Raw genomic sequence first — 25,185 nt, 5'->3', positions numbered from 1 at the left:
CAAATAGGCCCTGCCGCCCGCCCCACCGGCACCACCGGTGCCGTTCGCGACGTTCGTCGCGCCCCCGATGCCGCCGGCGCCGCCGTTGCCGATCAGCCACCCACCGGTGCCGCCGGCCCCTCCGGCCGCACCTGTTCCACCGGCACCACCAGCACCGCCGTTGCCGATCAGCCCCGCATCCCCGCCATTCCCACCGGCCTGCCCGGCCGCACCTGATCCACCGTTGCCGCCATTGCCCCACAGCCATCCACCGTCGCCGCCGTTTTGCCCAGTCCCCGCAGCCCCGTTGGCGCCGTTACCGATGATCGGGCGCCCGAACAAGAAGACGCTGTCTGCATTGGCTGTGTTAAGCGCGTTCTGCCCGGTGTTTTCTAGCCATTGCCCAGCGTTTGCGAGCTGTTGTTCCGCATTTTCCAACTCGGTGCTCACATACTTAAAGGCGCTTCCATTGAGCACATCGACAAACTGCTGGTGAAGCCAGACAGCATCACGGCTCATCGCCTGCCATGCTTGGCCATGCGCACTCAATAACGTCGCTACCCACGCAGAGACTTCGTCGGCGCCGGCGGCCAATATCCCCGTTGTTGGGGCAGCGGCTGCGGCGCTGGCGTCGTTCAAGGCTGAACCGATACCCGCTAAATCTGTTGCCGCAGATTCTAACGTCTGCGGTACCGCTGTCACAAATGACATACAACACTCCCGATGAGCTCTCAACGCCCCTGCCCTGCAGCATATTTCGAGGCGCCTACCTGTCGACGTTCCCACCCGACGCGGGACACCGGCACTCTAGCAGGGCACCACAACCTCAACGCAATTCATGCGCCTTTGAGATGTGCTGGGTTCTCGCAGTGAGAAAGGCGGAGGATATCGGGTGGGCCCGCGCACGTGCGGCAGTCCTCGCTGCCTCTTCAAATCGCAGTAAAGGGACAACGTTATTGGCTGCTGCTGTTACCTCTGACAGACGCCTGGCCGACGCGGCGCATGGGGTCGGGGTAACGCCCATCGCACCAGGAAGGCATTCATAAATCATTCGGAGCAGAACGCAAGTGTGGCGCCGAGAAGGCGGCCACCGATGGTACGGATACGGCTGAACTACGCCGAATAACGCAGCAGTAAAGGGGATCTCGGTCTGTGGTTTGTCGGCAGTGGGTCAGCGACGAGACAGCCGTCAGGCGACGCAATGTGGTTCGGCCAATAGACAACTGAGCACCACTGGCGGCGCGCGCGGGTCCAGACATACGCCACCACCGAAGGTAGGCCGATCCAGCAAGCCATTCGGGATGAGCGCCTGCAACAGGCACCCGCACAAGCGGTTTCAGCAACGTGGTGCATTCTGCCGCGGCTTTGGCGCTTGGATGTGACGTTTTACCTCGCTGACGCGAAGGGTGGCCGGCATTCGGGGAATCTTTGCACCGGCTTCTGGAGTAAATGGTGCGGTTTGACCCTGGTCAGGATGCCCTGCGTAGTGATCAAATTGACTCAACGCCTCCCACCACAGGGGGCAATATGCCAATAGCGCAGTTGTACAACTGATTTCAATACTTACGCGGATGGGCGCCAGCCGCGTACGTGTTCGGATCGCGATGGAGGACATGCGTGACGTCAGGAGTTGTTTCGGCAGGTGTGGCGGTGCATCAGCCTGGCCGTGTTGTACCAATCACCCATGCAGACATGATGCTCTCGACGTCGGCGACGGTGGTCAGCGGTCCGTTGCGGAACGGGGAGCCCTCGCGTACGCACTCGGTCTTGTACAGCCCAATGGTCGTCTCACAGAGCGCGTTGTCGACGGCATCGCCAACCATTCCGATCGACGGCACCAGCCCTTCGATCATCAGCGTCTCTCCGAAATGTATTGCAGTATATTGACTTCCGGCGCCGCTATGGTGGATTGTGCCGCCCGGCAACGCGTGGCCCTGGCGGCGACGCAGGGCGGCGGCCTGTCGTAGTGCCGATTCGACGAAGCCGGCGTGCTTGGAGTTGGAGCACTCCCAGCCGACGATCACTCCGGCGTAAACGTCGATGACGAACGCGGTGTAGACGAAGCGTCCGCACACCAGCTGGACGTCGGTGAAGTCCGCGACCCACAGCACCTCTGGGCGGACAGCTTTGAAGCGGCGTTTCACTAGGTCCGCAGCCCGTTCGGCAGCGGGGTCGGTGATCGTGGTGTCCCACAGTGCCCGTTTCGACGGCGCCGCCGATTGGTGTGCTCAGTAGGTGCGCGGGGCGATCTGTACGCCGTGCACGGCCAGTGCCCGGCAGAACGGTACGACCCCGAACTCCTCGCGCGCTCATCGATGAACGCGCAGATCAACGACGTAGCGGGTCGCACTCCCGCGCAAAGAAATGCGTTGCGGCTTTTAGTATTTCGATAGTCTGCTCAAGCTCACGATTCTTCCGCCTGAATTCGCGGATCTCTCGGGCTTCCTCGCTCGTCACCCCAGCAACCTCTCCGGCATCGATCTCGGCCTGACGCACCCACTTGCGCAGCGTCTCTGCGGTCATCCCCAGCCGGGCCGAGGTCGCGCGCATTCGCCGCCCACTCCGAGTCGTAGTCGTCGGCATGCTCACGGACCAATCGGACCGCCTTGGCCTTTGTGTTCTCGTCGTACTTGCCCGGCATCGTGCCATCCTTCCCAAGAAAGGAAGTGTGCATGAAACCCGGGACGCTTTCACAGCTACCAACTCAGCATCAATTGACATTGAACTGATCTTAAGGTGGGTTTGGGCGAAATCATGTGAGAAGGCTGACAACATCGAGCTCAAGCGTTGAGCCCGTCGCCGTGCTCACCGAGCCGCGGCGGCGGCCGATAGTCGGGCTGATAGCCAGAGACACGCACCGGATTTCCGACGAGACGTAAATCACCTGCCCGCACAACGATTTCCGGCGTCGACTTCAGCGCCTCGGGCAGGGTGGAGACGGCCGCGGCCGGCACTCCGAGCGGACGCAGCCGCCGTTCCCAGCCGGCGGCGGTATCGGTCGCCAGCATCGCCGTGACGACACCGAGCACCTCGTCTCTTCGGGCCACCCGCTGGGCCATTGTTTCGAAACCGCCGATACCCGCCTCCGCGGCAAAGGATTTCCAGAACCCGTCGTGCGTGATGAACAGCGCCAGATACCCGCTGGCAGTCGGAAATAGCTGAGCGGGAACGTAATACGAATGCGCGCCATAATGCCGCCGTCGCGGCTCGATGCCCTCGTTGAGGTAGCCGGCGGCGTGGTAATTCAGCTGCGAGAGCATGACGTCGCGCAGCGATACGTCCACCTGTCCGCCGCGACCCGAAACGATCATGGCCAACAATCCCAGTGCCGCACACATTCCGGTGGAGTTGTCCGCCGACGAGTAGCCGGGCAGTGTCGGCGGCCCGTCCGGCTCACCCGTCAAAGCCGCGATGCCGGTGGCTGCCTGGATCACGTAGTCGAAAGCCGGATCATCGCCGCCGTCCAGACCGTAACCGGTGATCGCCACGCAGACGATCCGTTCATTCCACCGGCGCAGGGCCTGGTAGGTGAGCCCCAACCGGTGAATGGCCGACGGCTTGAGATTGACCAGAAGCGCCTGCGACTGGGCTGCGAGTTTACCTATGCGTTGTTGTCCCGCTTCAGAATTCAGGTCCAGGCAGATGCTCGACTTGTTGCGGTTGAGGCTGGCGAAGTAGCTTTCCCCCACGCTGCGGGAGATCTCCCCGCCCAGCGGCTCGATCTTAATCACCTCGGCACCGAGATCGGCCAGCAGCATGGTGGCATACGGGCCGGCCAGCATGGTGCCGACCTCGAGAATCCGTATCCCCGCCAGCGGACCTCGACCAGTCACCGCAACTCCGTTGCCAGCGAAGCGATCATCTCGCGGGTCCGGCGTTTGGACGCGACGAGTTCGCCGCGGTTGCCGCCGATTGGCAACAAGCGCACCGACAGATCGGTCACGCCGGCGTCGGCGAATCGGCGCAACCGGGCCAGGATGGCGTCCTCGTCGCCGGCCGCGCAGATGTCGCCGACGTCTTTGGCATCGCCGTAACCCAGCAGCCGCTGGTAATTCGGCGATACCCCGGCCTCGCCCAGGATTCGGTTGGCACGCTCCCGTGCGGCGTCGACTTCGTTTGTGCTGCAGAGACATACCGGGACGCCGGCGACGATGCGGGGCGCCGGGCGACCGGCGTTGTCGGCGGCCTTAGTGATCCGGGGCACGACGTGCTCGGCGACGGCGCGTTCGTCGGCCATCCATAGCACGGTGCCGTCGGCCCGCTCTCCGGCCAACGTCAGCATCACCGGCCCGAGCGCGGCCACCAACACCGGCAGCGGCGCCACCGGCGCCAGGTCGAGCGGGTTGTGCACCCGGAAGGTGGAGTTCTCCACGTCAACCGGGCCGGGATTGGTGAAGGCCGCGTGCAGCACTTCGAGATAGTCGCGGGTGTAGCCGGCCGGGCGCTCGTAGGGAAGACCGAGCATGTCGTCGATGATCCAGTGGTGCGACGGTCCGACACCCAGCACCAACCGGCCCCCGGCGGCGGCGTGCACCGATAAAGCCTGGCGCGCCAACGCGATCGGGTGCTGCGCCTGCAGCGGAACGACGGCGGTGCCCAACTCGATGCGGCTGGTCCGCGTTCCCATCAGGGCCACTGCCACCAGCGCGTCGAAGTCGTTGGGGATCTGCGGAATCCACGCGCTGTCCAGGCCGGCGGTCTCGGCCCAGTCGATGTCGGCCAGCATCCGGATGACCTTGCGGGCCGAATCGCCGAGCTCCGGACCGACCATCACTCCGACGCGCATGGTTCCTCCGGGGCTGGTTGCGGGACGCCGGTCAAAGCGCGAATGTCACGTACCAGCACGTCCAGCGGTGTCCCGGTGGGGAATACCGCCGCGGCGCCGGCGGCCAGCAGCTTGGGCACGTCGGCATGCGGGATCGTGCCGCCGACGACGACGGCGATGTCGGCGGCGTCGGTGGCGCGCAGCGCTTCGATGGTGCGCGCGGTGAGCGCCAGGTGCGCACCGGACAAGATGCTCAACCCCACGACGGCCACGTCCTCCTGCACGGCTATCGAGGCGATGTCTTCGATGCGCTGCCGGATGCCGGTGTAGATCACCTCGAAGCCGGCGTCGCGCAGCGTGCGGGCGACGATCTTGGCGCCGCGGTCATGCCCGTCGAGCCCGGGCTTGGCCACCAAGATCCGGGTAGCCATCTAGAACACCACCGGCTGCTGGAATTCGCCCCACACCGCCTTAAGCGCGGCGACCATCTCACCGATCGTGCAGTAGGCGTTAGCGCAGTCGATCAGCCGATGCATAAGATTGTCGGCGCCTTCGGCACCGGCGGCCAGCGCGGCGAGTGTGGATTGCACCGCGGCAGTGTCTCTTTCGGCCTTGACCTGGGTCAGCCGCTTGAGTTGTAGGTCGCGCCCCTCGGCGTCGAGTTCGTAGGTGACGATGTTGGGCTCGGGCTCTTCGGAGACGAACCGGTTGACCCCGACCACCGGCCGCGTACCCGTCTCGATGTCCTTGTGCATCTTGAAGGCTTCGTCGGCGATCAGCCCCTGCAGGTAGCCGTCCTCGATGGCACTGACCATCCCGCCGTGCTTTTCGAGGTCGGCCATGATCTCGATGATGCGGGCTTCGGTGGCATCGGTGAGGGCCTCGACGAAGTAGGAGCCGCCGAGCGGGTCGGCGACCCTGGCCACGCCGGTTTCGTAGGCCAGGATCTGCTGGGTGCGCAGCGCCAGCGTGGTGGACTCCTCGGTGGGCAGCGCGAACGGCTCGTCCCAGGCCGCGGTGAACATCGACTGCACGCCGCCCAGCACCGCCGCCATCGCCTCGTAGGCCACCCGGACCACGTTGTTGTGCGCCTGCGGCGCATACAGAGACGCGCCGCCGCACACGCAACCGAAGCGGAACATCGACGCCCGATCCGTCTTGGCGCCGTAGCGTTCCCGCACCAGCGTCGCCCAACGTCGCCGCCCCGCACGGTATTTGGCGATCTCCTCGAAGAAGTCGCCGTGGGTGTAGAAGAAGAACGAGATCTGCGGAGCGAACTCGTCGATGGTCATCCGGCCGCGTCGCACCACGGTGTCGCAATAGGTCACGCCGTCGGCCAGGGTAAAGGCCATCTCTTGCACAGCGGTGGCACCGGCGTCGCGGAAGTGCGCACCGGCCACCGAAATGGCATTGAACTTCGGCACCTCGGCCGCGCAGAACTCGATGGTGTCGGCGATCAACCGCAGCGAAGGCTCGGGCGGCCAGATCCACGTCCCGCGCGATGCGTACTCCTTGAGGATGTCGTTCTGGATGGTGCCGGTGAGCTTGGCCCGCGGCACGCCCTGGCGCTCGGCCGCGGCGACGTAGAACGCCAGCAGGATCGCCGCCGTGCCGTTGATGGTCATGCTGGTGCTGATCTTGTCCAGCGGGATGCCGTCGAACAGGACCTCGACATCGGCCAGCGTGTCGACGGCGACGCCGACTCGGCCGACTTCCTCGACGACGTCGGGGTCGTCGGAGTCGAAGCCGCATTGGGTGGGCAGGTCGAGCGCCACCGAAAGCCCCGTTCCACCCTGGTCCAGCAGGTAGCGGTACCGGCGGTTGGATTCCTCGGCGGTGCCGAATCCGGAGTATTGGCGAAACGTCCAGAGCTTGCCCCGATAGCCCGACGCGAAGTTCCCCCGGGTGAACGGAAACTCCCCCGGCGGCGCGGGTTCAGCCTCGCGGTCCGCCGGCCCGTACACCGGCGCAAGTGGGATGCCGGATGAGGTCTGAGCTTCATTATCCATCGATGAATAACGTACTTGCAAAAAAAGAGAATGCCAATACCGCTGGTTTGACCAGGTGAAATAGCAGAATGCTCGGCGGCGGTAGCGCTCGGCCCCATCGGCCTCGGCCGATCCGCGCACAGCTGCCGAAGGGCAACCAAGCAACGCATGACGGAGGGCGACATGACGGTTCCCCGGCCATCGGCGGCAGACCTGCGCGCCGCTGCCGAGCACTTCGGTTTTCACCTCGACGACGATGCCCGACAGGATTACCTGGCGGCCGTCACCCACACACTGCGGTCCTACGACGTGGTCGACGAACTCTACGACGACCTCTATGACCACTCACACCCCCCGCAGCCGCCCGATCGGGTCTACCGATTCCCGGAGCCGGGCGACAATCCGCTCGGAGCCTGGTATGTCACGGCCGAGATCGCCTCCGGCGCAACCGGCGGTCCACTGTCGGGCCGGACGGTGGCGATCAAGGACAACATCGCCGTGGCCGGCATCCCGATGATGAACGGATCACGTGCGGTCGAGGGCTTTGTCCCCAGCCGCGACGCGACCGTCGTGCAGCGCCTGCTGGGCGCCGGGGCCATCATCGCCGGCAAGAGCGTCTGCGAAGACCTGTGCTGCTCGGGATCCAGCTTCACCGCCGCCTCCGGACCGGTGCGCAATCCGTGGGACCCGACGCGGGAGACGGGCGGATCATCCAGTGGCAGTGCCGCACTCGTCGCCGCCGGTGACGTCGAGCTGGCCCTGGGCGGGGATCAGGGTGGATCGGTGCGCATCCCGGCCGCCCTGTGCGGCATCGTCGGGCTCAAACCGACCTACGGGCTGGTGCCCTACACCGGCGCGTTTCCCATCGAGCGGACCATCGATCACCTCGGCCCGATGACCCGCACCGTCGCCGATGCGGCACTGCTGCTCACGGTGCTTGCCGGACCCGATGACCACGATCCGCGCCAGCCGGCGACGATAACCCCGCTCGACTACCGCTCCGCGCTCACCGGCGACGTAACCGGGTTGCGGGTCGGCATTCTCACCGAGGGCTTCGGGTGGGCGAGCTCGCGGGCTGAGGTCGACGAGCTGGTACGGTCTGCGGCCCAGCGGTTCACCGAAATCGGTTGTACCGTAGGCGAGATCAGCGTGCCCCTGCACCGGCGCGCGATTCACGTCTTCAACGTCATCATCACCGACGGCGCCACCTACCAGATGCTGGAGGGCAACGGATACGGGCTCGGCGTAAGCGGACTATACGACCCAGAACTCATGGCGCACTTCGCAAGACAGCGCGTGGTCAACGCCGACCAATTCGCCAGCACCATCAAGGCGACGGCGTTGTGCGGCCACTACAGCCGAAACACGCTGGGCGGCGCCTCCTATGCCAAGGCAGGTAATCTGGTGCCGCACCTGCGGATAGCTTACGACCGGGCGCTCGACAGATACGACGTGCTGGTGATGCCCACGGTGCCCGGCACGGCCAATCCGCTGCCAGAAGGCAGCCCGCGGGATGTCGGGTTGCTACCACACACATTTGGCAAGGCGCTCAACACGGCGCCCATGGACATCACCGGGCACCCCGCAATCTCGGTGCCGGCCGGCCTGGTCGACGGGCTTCCTGCCGGAATGATGATTGTGGGCAAGCGATTCGACGATGCCATCGTATTGAGAGTTGCCGCCGCCTTCGAATTGCTGTGCGGGGGCTTCCCCGCCGCTCCGGGCTGATTGCCTAAGCTCGGCAAAGGATTTCGCCGTGCGGCATCGCCAGCCAGCCGTCCGGGGCGCTAGCCCAGGCCTGCCACGCCGCCGAGATCTCTTTCAGCTCAACTATTGTGGCCATGCCCGAGTCCACAAGTTGACGAGACAGGTCCGACTGCAGGATGCGGTCGGCCCACATTCCGCCCCACCAGTCGCGGGTCTCGGCCGTCGCAAAACACCAGATGCTGCCGGTGGGCGTGATGTCGTCGAAGCCGGCCGCCAGCGCCCACGACAGCAGCCGCCGGCCCGCGTCCGGCTCGCCGCCGTTGGCGCGAGCCGCCCGGTCGTAGAGTCGCAGCCACAGGTCCAGTGCGGGCAGCCGGGGAAACCAGATGAATCCGCCGTAATCGGCATCGCGAGCCGCCACAACTCCGCCCGGCGCACACACCCGCCGCATCTCCCGCAGTGCCTGCACCGGATCGGCGACGTGTTGTAACACCTGGTGGGCATGGACGACATCGAAGGTGTCGTCAGGAAAATCGAGCGCGTGCACGTCGGAGGTCACGAATGAGACGTTCGGCACGCCGCGCCGCTCGACCTCAGCGCGGCCCAGGCTCAATGCGTCGTCGGTGCGCTCGACTGCCGTCACCCATCCCGGCGCCACCCGGGCGGCGAGGTCGACGGTGATCGTCGCGGGCCCGCAACCGACGTCCAACACCGTTATCCCCGGCTTCAGGTGGGGCAGCAGGTAGCTGGCGGAATTCTCCGCGGTGCGCACTCGATGACTGCGCAGCACCGACTCGTGATGTCCGTGGGTGTAGCTGGTCGCAGAGCGGTCGTTCATGGCGGTTCCCTTGGTCGGCGCGTCTTCGGCGTCGCCAGCCTATAAGGGCAACTCACTATTTGAAATGGATGTCTCATTATATGAGACGCTAGTCGAGCGGGACGTTGAGAATCGGGCGGTCGACGTCGGCGCCGGGACCGTCGAAATGCCACCACTCGCCGGCGTACACTTTCAGCCCGCCGTACTTCATGGCCTCCCGCAGCGCGGCCCGGTTCGCCTGAGCCGCCACGGTCACCCCTTGGGTCGCGAATGCCGTTGCTCGCGAAGAGAAATCGTCGAAATCTGTGCCCATGTCGGCCAGGCACAATCCGGCCACCTGCCGTTCGGTCGGGCAGTTTTGTTGTGGGCTGGTGAACGTCACATCGACCGAGCGGCCGGCCTCGTGACTGCGGGCATACGGTCCCGGGCGCGCCACCCACGTCGGGTCGGGAACCGCGTTGAACATCTTGACCTGCGCCTCGTGTGGCCGATAGCAGTCCCAGAAGACCAACACGTGCCCCTGCGGGCGCAGTGCCACCGCGGCCGCCGCAAGCCCTTGGGCCATCGATTGGTGTACCAGGCACCGGGCGTCGGCCGGATAGAGCTGGGTGTGGGTGAAATTGTTGGTCGTCGCGTAGCGCAGGTCGATGATCGCGTCGGCCACCACGCTTCGGATGTCGACGAACCCGGCCGCGTGCGCCGCGTCGCTGAGCGGCGGTACGCCGGGGCCGGACGGGACCGTGGTCCCGACGGGCCGCACCGACAACCGGGGCGATGCGACACCGGCGTCCTGACACCCACCCGCAACCGCGATGAGCAGCGCGGCGACCACAACCGGACAGAGTCGCCGCATTCCAGGCATCCGGACATTGTCGCGGGTGCTCGTGCCCAATTGGGCGCAGCCACACGCAGGTCGGCGAAAGTCGGCAAACGCTTTACCGAACCGATACCGGCTGTGCGACGCGGGCTACGAACCTCGCCTCAGTGCTCGTCGTAGTGACCGTCGTGGGCGGCATGGCGGCACCCGTCGTGCACATAGTCGACGTGGTCGCCGTGCGGAACCGCCACATGTCCGCAGCCCTCGCCATGAGTGTGATCGTGCCCCTCGTGCATCGCGTGGCCGCCGGCCGGTTCGCATTCGTCGAAGTGATCGTCATGCTGTCGATGCAGGTGACCGTCGTGCACATAGTCGACGTGATCACCGTGCGGAATCGCGACATGCCCACACCCGTGCCCATGCGGATGGTCGTGACCCACATGCTGCTCGTGAGCTACAGCGTTCATTTGGTCCTCCTGGCAACCGATTTCGACGGCTTGGCGTTGTTGGTCAACGACTGCCGCACTTCCATGGTGAGCCATCCGCCACCCCAGACAAGAGCAGAAAGTCACCGACAAGGCTGGCTCCCGCCGGGGAAGGCAAGGTCAGCCGATCAGGGGACGGGCCGATCCGCCCGAACCCACTTCAGGTGATGTCGCCGTCGACGTAGCGCTGCAGGTTGGGCGCAAGCGCTGCCACCGCCTCGTCCTCGGGCATCGACGCGATCGGCTCGATTTTCCAGACGTAGCGCAGCAGGGCGAAGCCGATCAGCTGGCTGGCGATCAACCCACTGCGACGCAGCCGTTCGCCCTCGTCGTCACCGAGTGTCGACTCACCGATCAGCCCGCGCTCGACGATCAGCCGGAGCTTTTCGCGGGTCGTTGGTTCGTGGGCGGCGGTCAGCACCACCGCGCGCAGCGTGGGGCCGACCTCTGCATCCGTCCAGATATCGAGCACGTTGCGGATCAGTTGCCCGCCCAGCTGGTCTCGTGGCGTGGCCCAGGTCTTGGCGACCGAGTCGAGCCACTTCTGAGGTGGCGCGGTCGCCGCGTCGAGCAGGCCTTCCTTGGAGCCGAAGTAGTGGTAGATCAGCGCAGGGTCGACGTCGGCGGCGCGGGCGACGGCGCGGATCGCCGTGCCGGCCCAGCCGTGTTCGGCGAACTCGTCGCGGGCCGCGGTGAGAATGCGCGCCGCCAGCACGCCACGGTCATCGCGCGGGCCGGGGGTGCCGGATCGTGTCGCCACAGTCACACCATACCCGCGGAATTTCATCTTGCGTTGAGACTAATTTCAACGTAGCGTGAAATTATGACGACATCGCTCAACGGTCCGCAGACCACCGGCCGGCAGTACCGCAACCTCAGTGAGCCTCGCTACATCTCCCGCACCGACACCAACGCGGCGATCACGGTCCGGGACGGGACGATGTTGTTGGCCGATGTGCATCGACCCGATTCCGACGGCCGCTTCCCCGCGCTGCTGGCCGCCTCGCCCTACCCGCGACAGATGCAGGACTTCGGCGCACCCGCCGGCTTCATCGAGGCCGGCGCGACCGACTTCTGGGTTTCGCGTGGCTATGCGCACGTCATCGCCAACCTGCGCGGCACCTGCGGGTCCGGCGGCACCTTCAGCTTCTTCGACGCACAGGAGCGCCAGGACCTCTATGACCTTGTCGAATGGGTTGCCGCACAGCCCTGGTGCGACGGAAACGTCGGCATGATCGGCATCAGCTACTTCGCGATGACCCAACTCGAAGCCGCCGTCGTGTGCCCACCGCACCTCAAGGCGATCTTCCCCCTGGCAGTGACCACCGACCTCTACGAGGGAGCCAACCACCACGGCCTGCTGAGTTCGTCGTTCGTCACCCCGTTCCTCGCGATGACCGGCCTGACGGCCGAGCGCAGCGACAAGCTCTGGCGCAGCAAGCCCGTCGGTCTGGCTCGCCGGGTGCTCACCAGCCCGCGGGTGCACAAGAAGTTCGCAACCCTCAACGGGGAGTCGGCGCTCACCATGCTGCGCCAGCTCCTCCGGCTGCCGCACAATCCGCATCCGTGGGACGAGCTGTGGCTGGACGCCGCGGTCCGGCATCCGACCCGTGACCAGTGGTGGCAGGAGCGAAACCTGTTGCCGTTACTGAAGGAAATAGACATCCCGGTGTACCTCGGCTGCGACTGGGACAACGTGCCACTACACCTCCCGTCGACATTTGCCACCTGGAACGCATTGTCGGACAACGCTTGTGTTCGAATGGGCCTACTCGGGAAGTTCGGCCTGACCTGGCCATGGGAAAGTCTGCACGTCGAAGCGCTTGCCTGGTACGACCACTGGCTCAAGGGCCGCGACACCGGAATCCTCGACGGGCCGCCGATCCGCTATTTTCTGCCGGGCGCTGACGAATGGCGTACCGCCGAGTCATGGCCGCCGTCGATGACACCGCACCGCGAACTCGCCCTGTGCGCCGACGGCGCGTTGCGCGCGGACGAGGGTGGGCCGGGCAGCCGCGAATTCATGGTGCTGGGTTCGGGATTGGGCCGCGTCAAGCCGAGCGCTATCGATCCACCGTCGATGCTGACCTGGACCGGCACCCCGTTGAGCGAGGACCTCGATGTCGTCGGCGACATCGAGCTGCGACTGGTGGCATCGGCGACGGCGATCGACACCGCGTGGATTGCCACGCTGCAGGACGTGGCGCCCGATGGCCAAACCACCGATGTGACGGCGGGCTGGCTGCGCGCCAGCATGCGTGCGGTCGACGAGGCGGCCAGCCGGCCCGGGGCACCATTATTGCCCTGTACCAACGCTCAAGGGATACCGGTAGGACAAGACGTCGTGTATCGAATCCCGTTGGTTGCCAACGCTCGCCGGTTCAAAAGCGGACACCGAATCCAGCTGCTGCTCACCAGCGACGACCAAGATCCGTCGGTTCCCGCCATGATGGGGTTCCGGCATGCCAGCGTCGGTACCAGCAGCCTGAACACCGTCCGCTCGTCGTCGCGGCTGCTGCTCCCGGTACTCGGCTAGCCTATTTCGGGCAGATCGCGGCATCGCCCAATAGCGGTAAATACCGATATTTCATGACGGTTTCGGTTAGGCGAAGATACGGCAGCTTTGGAAGTCGATGAGCACCATTGCCATTGGCTCAGCTATAACGTTGCCCGGATGCGCGGATCGAACACGTATGAGAGATGCTGGCGCCCAGCATTTCACGTTGTCGTATCGGCATTCGTCATTGCCTTCACCGTCATTGTCGCATCTCCGATAGCTCATGCGGCCGCGGTGACCGCAACCTTGGCGGTGACCTCGCAGTGGAACACCGGATTTGTGGCCAACTACAAGATTGTGAACTCGGGCTCGGCTCAGCTAGCCGACTGGAAGGTCGAATTCGATTTGCCCGCAGACGAATCGATCACCAATGTGTGGAGTAGCAAGCTGGCTCAGTCCGGGACGCACTTCGTCCTGACCCCCGAAGACTACAACCGGACGATTGCGCCCGGCGGCTCCATCAGCATTGGCTTCCAGGCCGCGCTGACCGGCGCCTATTCACCACCGGCGAATTGTCTGGTCAACGAAGAGCCCTGCACCACCGGATCGACCCCGAGCACCACGACTACGACACCGACGACCACCACGCCGACGACCACGACTTCGACGACGGGATCTGCCACCCCCGGCGCGGCGACCGCGACGTTGTCGGTGACCTCGCAATGGAATACCGGCTTTGTGGCCAACTACAACATCGCCAACCCGGGCGCCGCACAGCTGAACGATTGGAAAATCGAATTCGACTTGCCCGCCGGCGAATCCATCACCAATGCGTGGAACAGCAACCTTGCCCAATCCGGTACGCATTACGTCCTGACTCCCGAGTCTTACAACAGCACAATCGCTCCGGGCAATTCGGTCACCGTCGGTTTCCAGGCCGCCCAGACGGGCGCGTATGCGCCACCGGCGAATTGTCTGCTCAACGGCCAATCCTGCACCGGCGGATCGGCGTCAACCAGCCAGTCCTCGACTCCGACGACAACCACGAGCGCCACCACCAGCGGCACCCAGATTTGCGATCAGTTCGGCACGACGACGATCGGAGGCGCCTACGTCGTTCAGAACAATCGGTGGGGCACCAGCGCCGCGCAGTGCATCAACGTCACCGCTACCGGGTTCGCCATCACCAAAGAGGACGGCTCGGCACCCACCAATGGCGCTCCGCTGTCCTATCCGTCGGTCTACCTGGGCTGCCATTACAGCAATTGCTCCCCGGGCAGCAGGCTGCCGGCCCAGCTGAGCCAGCTCACCAGTGCTAACAGCAGCGTCAGTTACAGCTACGCCAGTGGCACTTACGATGCGGCGTACGACATCTGGCTGGATCCGACACCGAAGAAGGACGGCGTCAACCAGATGGAGATCATGATCTGGTTCAACCGCCAGGGCTCCATCCAACCGGTCGGCGCACAGGTCGGCACGGCCACCGTCGGCGGCCGCAATTGGGATGTCTGGCAAGGCAGCAACGGCAGTAACAACGTGATCTCCTACGTCGCGCCGACGCCGATCAATTCGTGGAGCTTCAGCGTGCTGGATTTCGTCAGCGACGTCCGCAACCGGGGCACGATCACCCATTCCTGGTACCTCACCAGCATTCAGGCCGGATTCGAGCCGTGGAACGGCGGCGTCGGTCTTGCCGTCAATTCCTTCTCGGCCACCGTCAACTGACCAGGCTTCACTAACCGTCAGTCCGGGCATATCCGGCACGACCACGTGCCTCGACAGCCCATCCGGAACCGAACACCCGGGAACCGGGGGGTGCCGGGTGTTCGTCTTTCCCGACTGCTAACCGCGGCTTCATATACACTTCATATATTTAATTTTTAAGTTTATTAAGCACAATGCGCGGTTCTCCCCTAAGCTGCCACTAACGTTGCAGCCGCTTCTCAGCGTGGTGCAGACCGTTCGCTACCCAACGAACAGGGAGGCATGAGCCGGTGTGTGCCAGCTTTTCGCGCCAACCGCCGACGGCGGAACTGCCGAAGGTGACAGTAGCGGCTGCGGCGGACTCGTCGTCGACGACCGCCGGCTACCGATCACCCGCCGTCGATTCCGCCGCTTGGCGAGCCATGCTTCGGCAGGCGGTCCTGGCCACTGTCGGGGAGTTCGTCGTGACGCGCTGTGCATCCCAGCTCGACGAGGCGGCTTCGGCGGCCGCGGGCGAAATCTTGTTGACGTTCGTCTCAAGCGGCAAATGCCTGCGTTCCACCTTCATGTACCTGGGCTGGCTGTGCGGCGCCGCGCCGAGCCGCGCGGCCCTGTCGGCTGCGGCGAGCTTGGAACTACTGCATGCGTTTGCGCTCCTACAGGACGACGTGATGGACCGATCGTCGCAGCGGCGCGGCAACCCGGCCGTGCACATCCAGCTGGCCGAGTGGTACCGACGACGTGGATTATCCGGGCCGGCAGAGCGATTCGGCGAATCGGCGGCCATCCTGCTGGGCGACGTCTGCCTCATCTGGGCCGAACAGATGCTGCGTGAAAGCGGTGTCGAAGCCCGCCGGCTGCAGCAACTGTGGCCGCGATACGACGCGATGCGCATCGAGCTGGCGGTAGGCCAATTCGCCGACTTGGCCAACGATATCCGCGACCAGCCGTCGCTGCGGACCGTCCTCGACATCGCGCGGCGCAAGTCGGGCAACTACACGGTGCGCCGACCGTTGGAAATGGGCGCGGCGATGGCCGACTGCGACGATCGCACATTGACTCAACTCGGGCTCTACGGCGCCGATGTCGGCGAAGCCTTCCAGCTGCGCGACGATCTACTGGGCGTGTTCGGCCCGCCCGCGACCACAGGCAAACCCAACGGCGGGGACCTGCTCGACCACAAAGCCACCAGCGTGGTGGTGGCCGCCCATGAGATGGCCGACCAGTCGGCACGCCGGGAGCTTGCCGAGCTGGTGCGTGCCGATCACCTCGACGATGCGGCGCTCGATCGCTTCCGGGCGGTAATCATCGCGACGGGTGCCGCGCAGCGCATCGAGGGCATGATCAGACGCCGCGTTGAACGTGCTCGAAATGTCCTGGACCACATCGTGATCGACTGCACCGCACGCACGGCGCTGGCTACCTTGGCGGAGGCCTGCGTGGAGCGCACCGCGTGAGAGGAGCCCGGTAATGCGGACCATCCAGGGACGCACCGACCACGTGGTGGTGATCGGTGCGGGATTGGCGGGGCTGTCCACCGCACTGCATCTGGCCGGGCGCGGCCGCAGTGTCACCGTGGTCGAGCGCGAACCGTGGCCGGGCGGGCGCGCGGGGCGACTCGACGTCGGCGGTTACCACATCGACACCGGCCCAACGGTGCTCACCATGCCCGACATCATCGACGACGTATTCGCCGCCGTAGGCGAAAACGGCTCTGGCCGCTTGGAACTGCTCCCGGTCGACCCCGCTTACCACGCGATGTTCGCCGACGGCAGCTCTCTCGACGTGCATTGCGACGCCGACCGGATGGCATCGGCCATCCAGACGTTTGCCGGCGGCCGGGAGGCCGCCGGCTACCGCCGGTTGCGCGAGTGGCTGACGCGGCTGTACCGCACCGAAATAGACGGGTTCATCGCCGCCAATTTCGACTCTCCATTGTCGCTGCTGACACCACAGCTGGCGCGGCTGGCGGCGATCGGTGGATTCCGCAACTGGGACGCCATGGTCGGGCGCTACCTCAGCGACCCGCGGCTGCGGCGGATCTTCACCTTCCAATCGCTGTACGCCGGCGTGGCCCCGCGCGACGCCTTGGCGGCGTATGCCGTGATCGCATACATGGACACCGTGTCGGGAGTGTTCTTCCCGCGCGGCGGCGTCCGAGCGCTACCCGATGCGCTGGCGGCCGCCGGAACCTGCGCCGGCGTGCGGTTTCATTACCGTTGCAGCGTCACCGAACTCGAACGCAGCGGCAACCGCATCACCGCCGTGCGCACCGACCGGGGACAGCGCATCCCCTGTGACGCCGTCGTGCTCACCACCGAACTACCGACGACGTACCGACTATTGGGCCGCACCCCGCGTCGGGTCCGTGCGTTGCGGGCCTCGCCGTCGGCCGTCGTCGTCCACGCCGGCTGCCACCGCGTCGCGTCGGCGGATCGTCCGATAGCCCACCACACAATCCTTTTCGGTGCAGCGTGGGAGCAGACTTTCACCGATATCATTCGTGACGGCCGGCTGATGCGTGACCCGTCGCTGCTGGTCACCCGGCCGACAGCGAGCGATCCGACGCTGGCCCCCGCCGGCCGCGACCTTTTCTACCTGCTTGCACCGGCACCCAACCTTGCCGCCGGCGCGGTCGACTGGCCCACCGCTGGCAACGCCTACGCGGAATCGATCGTCGACACCGTCGCCGTCCGGCTGCTGCCGGAGCTTCGCCGCAGCGCCGATGTGCTCGACGTTGTCACCCCGCTCGATTGGGCGCGTCAGGGCATGGCGGCGGGCACACCGTTCGCGCTGGCGCACACGTTCGGTCAGACGGGGCCGTTTCGACCGGCAAACATGGTGCGCGGCGTCGACAATGCCGTACTGGCGGGGTCGTCGACCATTCCCGGCGTCGGCGTGCCCACCACGCTCATCTCCGGGCGGCTGGCCGCCGATCGCATCACCGGCGCCGTGCGCCGACCAGCCCGCAACTTTGACATGAAAGTCGACGTGAAAGCGCAGATGTCATGATTCACAACGAATTAGACGCCGCCGATATCCACGATCCGCGGCTGCGCGGGGCGTATCGCCGCTGTCGGCGGATCAATGCCGCCCACGGCCGTACCTTCTTCCTCGCCACCCGATTGCTGGCGCCGGACCAACGACCGCCGGTGCATGCACTGTACGGTTTCGCCCGTCATGCCGACGACATTCTCGACTCGCTTGATCCCGAACTGGGCATGGACGTTCGCGCCCGGCGGTTGCAAGAGCTTTCCGATCGGTTCTTCGCCGGCGCCGGCCTCACCGACCACCCGGTGCTGGTAGCCGTGCGCCACACCGCGCGCCGGTACGACATCAATATCGAGCTGTTCGAAGATTTTCTGGCATCGATGCGAATGGACCTCACGGTCACCGACTACCCCAACCGCGACGTACTCAACGACTACATGCGCGGCTCAGCGGAAGCTATTGGACTGCAGGTACTTCCGATCCTGGGCACCGTGGTGCCGGTTGCGGAGGCAGCCCCGCACGCCGCCGCCCTCGGACGCGCTTTCCAGCTCACCAACTTCATCCGGGACATCGACGAAGACTTGACAAGAAACCGGGTCTACCTGCCCGCGGACGAGCTAGCCGGCGATGGCGTCGACCGGGATCTGTTGATGTGGTGCCACCGGAATCGGTGCACCGACAACCGGGTACGTAACGCGTTGGCGGCTCAGCACGCGATCACCAGGAACCTCTACCGGTTCGCCGCCGACGGGATCGCCATGCTGGCGCCTCGCTCCCGGCCGTGTGTGGCAACCGCTTTGACGCTGTACTCCGAAATTCTGGATCGCATCGAAGACGACGATTTCGAGGTGTTCAGTCACCGTGCCACCGTCGGGCAGGCACGACGGCTACGGGTCGCCGGAGCCGGATTGATCCAAGCCTGGCTGGCCCGCAACAGTGATCCGGCCGAGCCGGGTGCCGCATGAGCGATCACTGGCAATACCTGCTGGTCCTGGCCGCCTGTCTGGCGATCACCGCGCCGTTGGAGTTTTTCGGCAACGGCGTCTACCGGCAACCGCTGCGGCTGGCGAAAACGGTGCTGCCGGTTGCGGCGGTGTTCCTCCTCTGGGATGAGGTAGCCGTCGCCGCCGGAATATGGACCTACGACCCGCGTTATATCAGCGGCCTGTCGGTTCCGTTTCGAGTGCCGGTCGAAGAAGTGCTGTTCTTCGTGGTGATCCCGATCTGCGCGCTGCTGACCTACAATGCCATCGGCACGATTCTCGAACGGCGCAGCCGTCAGTGACCGGGCTGGGATATACGCTGCCGGCCGTGCTCGCCGTGGTGGCCGTCACCGCACTGGAGCTGAAGCTCTTGCGCACCGGCGTGTTTCGGCGCCCGGCGTACTGGGTGTCGATGCTGATCGTGCTGGGATTTCAGATCCCGGTCGACGGCTGGCTGACCAAACTCAGCTCGCCGATCGTCAGTTACGACGAACACCAAACGACGGGCCTGCGGTTCCCGCTCGATATCCCGATCGAGGATTTCCTGTTCGGTTTCGCGATGGTCACCGCCGTCCTGCTGCTGTGGGAGCGCCGGCATGTGCGTCGATGAGGCCGGCGCCGGCTAATCGCGGATCGAGCCGGAGGAGGCCTCAATGCTGTCGGCAATGGCGCGCATCGCTATCGCGGCACCGCGACGGATCATCGCGGCCGCGATCCTGGTGATGGCCGGCGCTGCCATCTTCGGTATTCCCGCCGCAACCAGTCTGGCCCCCGGCGGGTTCGTAGATCCGGCATCCGAATCCGCCCGCGCCGCAGCCGTACTCGCTGACAAGTTCCACCGGGGCGACATGGAGATGGTGCTGCTGGTGAGCTCGGACAGCGGCGTGCAAGACGGCCCGGCGCGGGCCGTCGGAACGGATATCGCGCGACAGCTTGCCGAGTCACCATTCGTTGCTCAGGTCGTATCCCCCTGGGACACACCCCGGCCGGCCCCCGGCATGGTCAGCACCGACGGCAAGTCCGCGATAATCCTGGCCGCGCTCAAGGGAAATGAAAGCAGCGCACCCGCGCACGCCCGGGCCCTCGCAGACCGGCTCGCGCAGCACCGCGACGGTGTCACAGTACTGGCCGGCGGCGCGGCGATGGTCTACGCACAGGTCAATCAGCAGACCCAAAAAGACTTGCTGCGAATGGAATTCATTGCGATACCGGTGAGTTTCGTCGCGCTGGTCTGGGTATTCGGCGGGTTACTGGCCGCGGCATTGCCGGTAGCCGTGGGCGGCTTCGCGATCCTGGGTTCACTCGCGGTGCTGCGCGGGATTGCCCTGGTCACCAACGTGTCGATCTTTGCGCTGAACGTGACGATCGCGCTGGGGATGGCCTTGGCGATCGACTACACCTTGTTGATCGTCAGCCGGTACCGCGATGAGCTCGCCGACGGACGGGACCGTGACGACGCCTTGGTGCGCACCATGACGACGGCCGGGCGCACCGTGCTGTTTTCCGCGATGACGGTTGCCCTGTCGCTGGTCGCCATGGTGGTTTTTCCCATGTATTTCCTGAAGTCCTTCGCCTATGCCGGCATCGCGGTCGTGGTCTTTTCCGCGTTGGCGGCCGTGGTGGTGGCGCCGGCGGTGCTGGTGCTATTGAGTGGCCGGCTCGATGCGCTCAACGTACGACAGCTGGGCCGGCGGTTATCAGGCCGTCCCGAGCCGACGCGGCAGCCCGTAGCGCAGAGTTTCTGGTACCGCACAGCCAAATTCGTGATGCGTCATGCCATTCCGGTGGGCCTGGCCATCATTGCGCTATTGATCGCGTTGGGAATACCGTTCCTCGGCATCAAGTGGGGCTACCCCGACGACCGGGTGTTGCCGTCGTCGGCATCGGCGCGGATGGTCAGCGATCGGATCCGCAGCGACTTCACCTCCAACTCCGCAACCAGAGTGACGATCGTCATCCCCGACACCGCCGGCCTGACACAGCCAGACCTCGACGAGTACGCAGCACAGCTGTCCCGGGTGCCCGATGTGGCGGCGGTGTCCGCGCCGACGGGCACGTTCGTGGCCGGCCGGCTCACCGGGCCGCCGTCGGCACCGGCCGCAATGGCAGCCGGCAGCGCATACCTGACCGTGGACAGCACCGCACCGCTGTACACGCCGGCATCAGAGACCCAGTTGGACCGTTTGCATGCCGTCCCGTTGGCGGGCGGTCACCCGGTCCAGATGACGGGAATCGCTCAGATGAATCACGACTGCGTCAACGGGATCACGTCACGATTGCCGGTGGTGTTCGGTTTCATCGCGGCGGTCACGGTGGTGCTGCTATTCCTGATGACCGGCAGTCTGGTGTTGCCGATCAAGGCGGTGCTGCTCAACATGCTTTCCCTCACAGCGGCTTTTGGCGCGCTGGTATGGGTCTTCCAGGACGGGCATCTGGGCGCGCTGGGCACCACACCGACCGGTACGATGGTCGCCAACATTCCGGTGCTGATGTTCTGTATCGCATTTGGATTGTCGATGGATTACGAGGTCTTCTTGTTGGCGCGCATTCGCGAATACTGGCTGCAGTCACCCCGGACACGCGCCGACAACGACGAAAGCATCGCGTTGGGTCTGGCCCACACCGGAAGGGTGATCACCGCCGCCGCGCTGTTGATGTCGATCTCGTTTGCGGCGCTGATATCCGCTGACGTGTCTTTTATGCGCATGTTCGGAGTGGGTCTGACGATCGCGGTGCTGGTCGACGCGACCCTGGTACGGGCGCTGCTGGTACCGGCTTTCATGCATGTGTTCGGCAGCCTGAACTGGTGGGCGCCGCGACCGCTGGCCGGCTTGCACCGTCGGATCTTCGCCGGTGGAGCCGGCAAAGCCGGTGAAGTCGATGAAGCCGGTGAAGTCGATGAAGCCGTGGGCGCGGCCCGCACGGCCAACGGCTAGCTACCGCGTTTCCGCAGCGGCACTGTTAAGACTATTAAGGACCGCGTCGAGGACCACGTGAAAGGGGCACCGGCTAAGCTATCGCCTTATCGCCATGAAGGATGCAGGCAAGTGACCAAGCGCGTCGCTGCGAATCGACAGCCGACTCGGGCTGAGTTGGAGAGGCTGCTGTCGGCCGACCTCCGGACGATCACCGCTCATTCCGACCGGGTCGGCCGCTATTATGCTCGGCAGAACGATTTGAGCCACGGCGACTTTCACGCACTGCTGCACCTCATGGTCGCCGAGACAGCGGGCACACCGTTGACACCTGCCCAGCTCAGCCAGCGCCTGGACGTGTCGGCGGCGGCCATCACCTATCTTGCCGATCGCATGATCGACGCCGGACATGTCCGCCGTGAACCGGATGTCGAGGACCGCCGCAGGTCGCTGCTGCGGCTGCAGGACGGCAGCATGCAGTTGGCTCACGAGTTCTTCCGGCCCCTGGGCGAACATCTCCGTGCGTCCCTGGCCGAGCTGCCTGACCGGGATCTGCGCAGTGCCCACAAGGTACTTACCGCGATGATCGCGGGGATGTCTGCATTTGAAAGCGAGCTCTACCCGTCGCCGACGGAGTCGTCGGCGCGGACCGAGGAATCGTCGAAGGCGGCACCCGGCAGGCGACGAAAGCCGCCGTCGAAACCGGCGACGGCCGAGCCGGGGCTGGCTACCGGATCGGGGTCACGCCGACGGCGCGCAGCGCGTTGAGATCCGTTGCGCCACAGCAGTGCAGGCAGATGCGAAGCTCCTCGATGAACGGTTGCAGCCGGTCTTCGACGGCATCCGGGGACTCAATCGCGGGAGCCAGCAGCGGGCGAGCCATCGCAACCACATCCGCACCCAGGGCGATCGCTTTGGCCGCGTCCATCCCGGTGCGGATACCGCCGGAGCCGACCAGCGGAATCGTCGGCAATGCTTGGCGCACCTCGACGATCGCCTGGGCCGTCGGTATGCCCCAGTCGGCCAGGTCCGGGTAGCGCAGTTCACCGTAGCGAACCAGCTGCTCGACTCTCGACCATGAGGTGCCCCCGGCGCCGGCCACGTCGATACCGGACACCGGCAAATCGCCGGGCAGCTGGGTCAACAGCGCGACCGCCCGAGCGCCGATACCATGGCCCACTTCCTTGAGCAGCAACGGGCAGTCCAGCGCGCCGGCGACATCGCACAGCCGTTGCAGCGATCCGGTGAAGTCGGTGTCCCCGTTGTTCTGGATGGCCTCTTGTAACGAGTTAACATGCACCGCAAGGGCATTGGCTCCCACCCGGTTTAGGGCGCTGCTGATGTCGGGCACGGCGGCTTTCGTCAGCTGCGCCAAGCCGATGTTGCCGATCAGCAGCACGTCCGGGGCCACGTCACGCACTTCGAAACTGGCCGCGGCCCGATCCCCCCGTGATCTGTCCAGCATGATCCGCTGCGATCCGAGCATCATGCCAAGACCAAGCCGCTGCGCGGCGGTCGCCAAATTGCGGTTGATCGTTCCCGAGAGTTCGGCGCCGCCGGTCATCGCACCGATCAGGATCGGCGCACGCAGGCGCATCCCGAAGAAGTCGGCCGACATGTCAATGTCGTGAAGGCTGGTTTGGGTCAGGGCGTTGAGCGGCAAGCGATAACGCTCCAGCCCGGTCGTTACCCCGGCGAAGTCGACGTCGCCGTTGAGGCACACATCGATGTGGCGCCGTTTGCGACGCCCCATTTCGGCCGGATCGGTCGTCACGGGACACCGACAAATGTTGTCATCGCGATCCTCGTCGACGTAATCAGGTGCCGCCCCAGCGTAGCTTAGCGGTCCACAGTTTTTGTTAAGAGATTGAAATGTTAAGCAGGCTTCGCCGTCGTCGATCGGCGACCATGGGATGACCGCGGGCGAACCTAGGGGTGAACCGGGTGCAGCGCGACGAGCCCGGCCAGTAGCGCGACGGCCATCACGACATGAATCAAGGTGAAGGAGTGGGCCCACAGTGGATGTGTCGCGCTGTATTGGTTCACCGAGACCGGCAACGGAACCCGGCTTCGACTCCATCCAATCCGGTGCAACACCTTGTTGAAGGAGATAGCGACGACGAGGCAGGCCCCGGTCCAGAGCGGAAACGCGAGCACGGGGGCACCAGCACGCCCGATCGCCCAGGCGATCGGTGCGCCGATCAACACGATGCCAAAGCCGACGAGCACCCCGATGTTCTTCCACTGCTCGAACATCTGAACGTAGTACCGGGAGCACTCGGCGAGCCGGGCGTATGTGGTCGTGCCGGGCCAGACGTCCTGAGCCAGGTCGATCCCGATCACGCCGAGTGAGAGCCAGAAGCCACCGACAAGGATTGCCAGGCCGAATGACGACGGATCCGCGGCGAGCGCGACGCCCAGGAAGAGCACGATGCATGCGAGTAACACGAACGCGAGTGCTCGGACAGCCCAAACGATCGGCAGGGCGGGAGTGTCTTCACGAGTTCGACGACGAGCGACGAACAGTCCGTCCTCGCTCACCGTTGTCACCGGGCCGGCGCGCAGTATTGCCTCGACCATCGGCGCAAGCATCCTGCGCAGCGATCCCGTCAGCCAAAAGTGGTGGCCTGACAAGACCAGCGCGGCGGCTCCGGCCGCGACCGTCCAGCCCGGCGCGCCGCCCTGAACGGCGGCCCAACCGATCCATCCGAAGGCGGCGAGCAGCCAGAAGCGATCGAAAGCCTTGGCGCGTCCTAGGTATTCGTGGATGGCAACCAGCGTCAGCGGGCTCGGTGCTCGCGCCAAGCACAGCACCGTGGAAAATCCCATCACCGCGGGCACCAGCAGCATGGCGCTCGCATTGACCAGGGAGGTGAGGGCGCCGGCGGCGTCCGAAACCATGGCTTGACAGTATTCGGCACTAGGCAGCTGCGCCCGCCGTCGCTTACATCCGGGTCGACAAGGGCTCCACCGCAACGACTACCGCCGAGGGCTTCGCCAAAACCGCAGTCAGCATGGGCGTCGCGGCCGAGTCACCGTAACTTCGGGCTACTCGTCAGACCACCAACACCATCGTTGTCCCCGAGGTCGGCGTCCGGCCGCAGGGCCTCGCGGTGGTACGGCAGCGGGTGAAAGCCCAACTCGCCGAGGACACCTCACCGCAGCTCCACCTAGCACGAGGGGCTGGCGTGGCCAACCCCGTCTTCCCATAGTTCTTGAAGCCACATCATGATGCCCGTAGGCGCGACCCACTGGGGTCGGCAGCTATGAACGACAGGTGGCAGGATGATCGATCAGAAGACTGTTCCCTTGCTCCCGGTTGCGCCGGCGGAACCTCCCGAGCCGCCCCGGCCGCCGGCGCCGCCGGCGCCCACCGTGGCATTGTCCGGATCAGGCGCGTGGGCATCGCCACCGTTGCCACCGCCGCCACCGCTGGCTAAGGGGGTAGAGCTGTCGCCGCCGTCGCCGCCCATGCCGCCGACGCCGAAGCCGATTCCAGTCGTGGAGCCGTCACCACCCCTCCCACCGTCCCCGCCG

Annotated in this window: 21 protein-coding genes and 2 pseudogenes; 10 read left to right on the top strand and 13 right to left on the bottom strand. The window is 65.4% G+C overall.

The window, feature by feature from the left end; translation table 11 throughout:
• The 6 genes and pseudogenes from BST40_RS21590 to BST40_RS21565 all read right to left on the bottom strand — a co-directional run.
• A partial coding sequence (locus BST40_RS21590; protein WP_142276776.1) for a PE family protein occupies positions 1-690 on the bottom strand: 690 nt, incomplete at its 3' end.
• A 936-nt stretch (positions 691-1,626) separates the two neighbouring features.
• Positions 1,627-2,620 (bottom strand): annotated as a pseudogene (locus BST40_RS21585) (DDE-type integrase/transposase/recombinase); the annotation flags it as partial.
• A 139-nt stretch (positions 2,621-2,759) separates the two neighbouring features.
• Positions 2,760-3,812, bottom strand: a complete 1,053-nt coding sequence (locus BST40_RS21580) for a CaiB/BaiF CoA transferase family protein (RefSeq protein ID WP_082275335.1) — start codon at positions 3,810-3,812, stop codon at positions 2,760-2,762.
• Positions 3,809-4,765, bottom strand: coding sequence for an LLM class F420-dependent oxidoreductase (locus BST40_RS21575; RefSeq protein ID WP_075546426.1), 957 nt, complete (start codon positions 4,763-4,765; stop codon positions 3,809-3,811). Before BST40_RS21575 ends, BST40_RS21580 begins: the two co-directional genes overlap by 4 nt.
• Complete coding sequence (locus BST40_RS21570) at positions 4,750-5,175, bottom strand: cobalamin B12-binding domain-containing protein (protein WP_075546425.1); 426 nt, start codon at positions 5,173-5,175, stop codon at positions 4,750-4,752. The genes BST40_RS21575 and BST40_RS21570 overlap by 16 nt, the downstream gene beginning before the upstream one ends.
• Positions 5,176-6,753 (bottom strand): methylmalonyl-CoA mutase family protein, encoded by a 1,578-nt coding sequence (locus tag BST40_RS21565; RefSeq protein ID WP_083155490.1) that lies wholly within the window; start codon positions 6,751-6,753, stop codon positions 5,176-5,178. It lies immediately after the preceding gene.
• Positions 6,754-6,915: 162 nt separating this feature from the next.
• Between BST40_RS21565 and BST40_RS21560 the strand changes: the two genes are divergently transcribed.
• Positions 6,916-8,460: an amidase gene (locus BST40_RS21560; RefSeq protein ID WP_075546491.1), complete on the top strand. Its 1,545-nt coding sequence runs from the start codon at positions 6,916-6,918 to the stop codon at positions 8,458-8,460.
• 4 nt (positions 8,461-8,464) lie between these two features.
• Here the strand turns inward: BST40_RS21560 and BST40_RS21555 are convergent, their stop codons facing one another.
• The 4 genes from BST40_RS21555 to BST40_RS21540 all read right to left on the bottom strand — a co-directional run bounded on the left by BST40_RS21555 (position 8,465) and on the right by BST40_RS21540 (position 11,318).
• Positions 8,465-9,277, bottom strand: a complete 813-nt coding sequence (locus BST40_RS21555; RefSeq protein WP_075546424.1) for a class I SAM-dependent methyltransferase — start codon at positions 9,275-9,277, stop codon at positions 8,465-8,467.
• A gap of 88 nt (positions 9,278-9,365) precedes the next feature.
• Complete coding sequence (locus BST40_RS21550) at positions 9,366-10,109, bottom strand: M15 family metallopeptidase (protein ID WP_082275334.1); 744 nt, start codon at positions 10,107-10,109, stop codon at positions 9,366-9,368.
• A 128-nt stretch (positions 10,110-10,237) separates the two neighbouring features.
• Positions 10,238-10,540 (bottom strand): hypothetical protein, encoded by a 303-nt coding sequence (locus BST40_RS21545; protein ID WP_082275341.1) that lies wholly within the window; start codon positions 10,538-10,540, stop codon positions 10,238-10,240.
• A 178-nt stretch (positions 10,541-10,718) separates the two neighbouring features.
• Positions 10,719-11,318 (bottom strand): TetR/AcrR family transcriptional regulator, encoded by a 600-nt coding sequence (locus BST40_RS21540; RefSeq protein ID WP_240316508.1) that lies wholly within the window; start codon positions 11,316-11,318, stop codon positions 10,719-10,721.
• Between the two features lie 63 nt (positions 11,319-11,381).
• Here BST40_RS21540 and BST40_RS21535 point away from each other — a divergent pair, with 63 nt between their 5' ends.
• From BST40_RS21535 to BST40_RS21495, 9 genes are all read left to right on the top strand, one after another.
• On the top strand, positions 11,382-13,094 hold the full coding sequence (locus BST40_RS21535) for a CocE/NonD family hydrolase (RefSeq protein ID WP_075546422.1): 1,713 nt from the start codon (positions 11,382-11,384) through the stop codon (positions 13,092-13,094).
• A gap of 138 nt (positions 13,095-13,232) precedes the next feature.
• Positions 13,233-14,780, top strand: a complete 1,548-nt coding sequence (locus BST40_RS33335) for a cellulose binding domain-containing protein (protein ID WP_083155486.1) — start codon at positions 13,233-13,235, stop codon at positions 14,778-14,780.
• Positions 14,781-15,181: 401 nt separating this feature from the next.
• Positions 15,182-16,216, top strand: a complete 1,035-nt coding sequence (locus BST40_RS21525) for a polyprenyl synthetase family protein (protein ID WP_082275340.1) — start codon at positions 15,182-15,184, stop codon at positions 16,214-16,216.
• 13 nt (positions 16,217-16,229) lie between these two features.
• Positions 16,230-17,771 (top strand): phytoene desaturase family protein, encoded by a 1,542-nt coding sequence (crtI, locus tag BST40_RS21520; protein WP_083155483.1) that lies wholly within the window; start codon positions 16,230-16,232, stop codon positions 17,769-17,771.
• Entirely contained in the window at positions 17,768-18,715 is a 948-nt protein-coding gene (locus BST40_RS21515; RefSeq protein WP_075546419.1) for a phytoene/squalene synthase family protein, read from the top strand. The genes crtI and BST40_RS21515 overlap by 4 nt, the downstream gene beginning before the upstream one ends.
• The gene (locus BST40_RS21510) at positions 18,712-19,035 is read left to right on the top strand and encodes a lycopene cyclase domain-containing protein (protein ID WP_075546418.1); all 324 of its coding nucleotides are present in this window, start codon (positions 18,712-18,714) and stop codon (positions 19,033-19,035) included. The genes BST40_RS21515 and BST40_RS21510 overlap by 4 nt, the downstream gene beginning before the upstream one ends.
• Positions 19,032-19,343: a lycopene cyclase domain-containing protein gene (locus tag BST40_RS21505; RefSeq protein WP_075546417.1), complete on the top strand. Its 312-nt coding sequence runs from the start codon at positions 19,032-19,034 to the stop codon at positions 19,341-19,343. Before BST40_RS21510 ends, BST40_RS21505 begins: the two co-directional genes overlap by 4 nt.
• Positions 19,344-19,386: 43 nt before the next feature.
• Positions 19,387-21,669, top strand: coding sequence for an MMPL family transporter (locus BST40_RS21500; RefSeq protein ID WP_075546416.1), 2,283 nt, complete (start codon positions 19,387-19,389; stop codon positions 21,667-21,669).
• A gap of 111 nt (positions 21,670-21,780) precedes the next feature.
• Positions 21,781-22,416, top strand: coding sequence for a MarR family winged helix-turn-helix transcriptional regulator (locus BST40_RS21495; protein WP_082275331.1), 636 nt, complete (start codon positions 21,781-21,783; stop codon positions 22,414-22,416).
• On the opposite strand, the gene fni is transcribed toward BST40_RS21495, so the two are convergent.
• The 3 genes and pseudogenes from fni to BST40_RS30215 form a co-directional block, all read right to left on the bottom strand.
• On the bottom strand, positions 22,376-23,401 hold the full coding sequence (gene fni, locus BST40_RS21490; RefSeq protein ID WP_167381699.1) for a type 2 isopentenyl-diphosphate Delta-isomerase: 1,026 nt from the start codon (positions 23,399-23,401) through the stop codon (positions 22,376-22,378). The genes BST40_RS21495 and fni overlap by 41 nt on opposite strands.
• A gap of 176 nt (positions 23,402-23,577) precedes the next feature.
• Complete coding sequence (locus tag BST40_RS21485; RefSeq protein ID WP_075546414.1) at positions 23,578-24,549, bottom strand: hypothetical protein; 972 nt, start codon at positions 24,547-24,549, stop codon at positions 23,578-23,580.
• Between the two features lie 392 nt (positions 24,550-24,941).
• Positions 24,942-25,185 (bottom strand): annotated as a pseudogene (locus BST40_RS30215) (PE-PGRS family protein); the annotation flags it as partial.

The sequence above is a fragment of the Mycobacterium persicum genome, from assembly GCF_002086675.1.
Classification (GTDB): Bacteria; Actinomycetota; Actinomycetes; order Mycobacteriales; family Mycobacteriaceae; genus Mycobacterium; species Mycobacterium persicum.
Note: the sequence above shows the minus strand (reverse complement) of the source record. Positions and strands in the feature narration are given on the sequence as shown.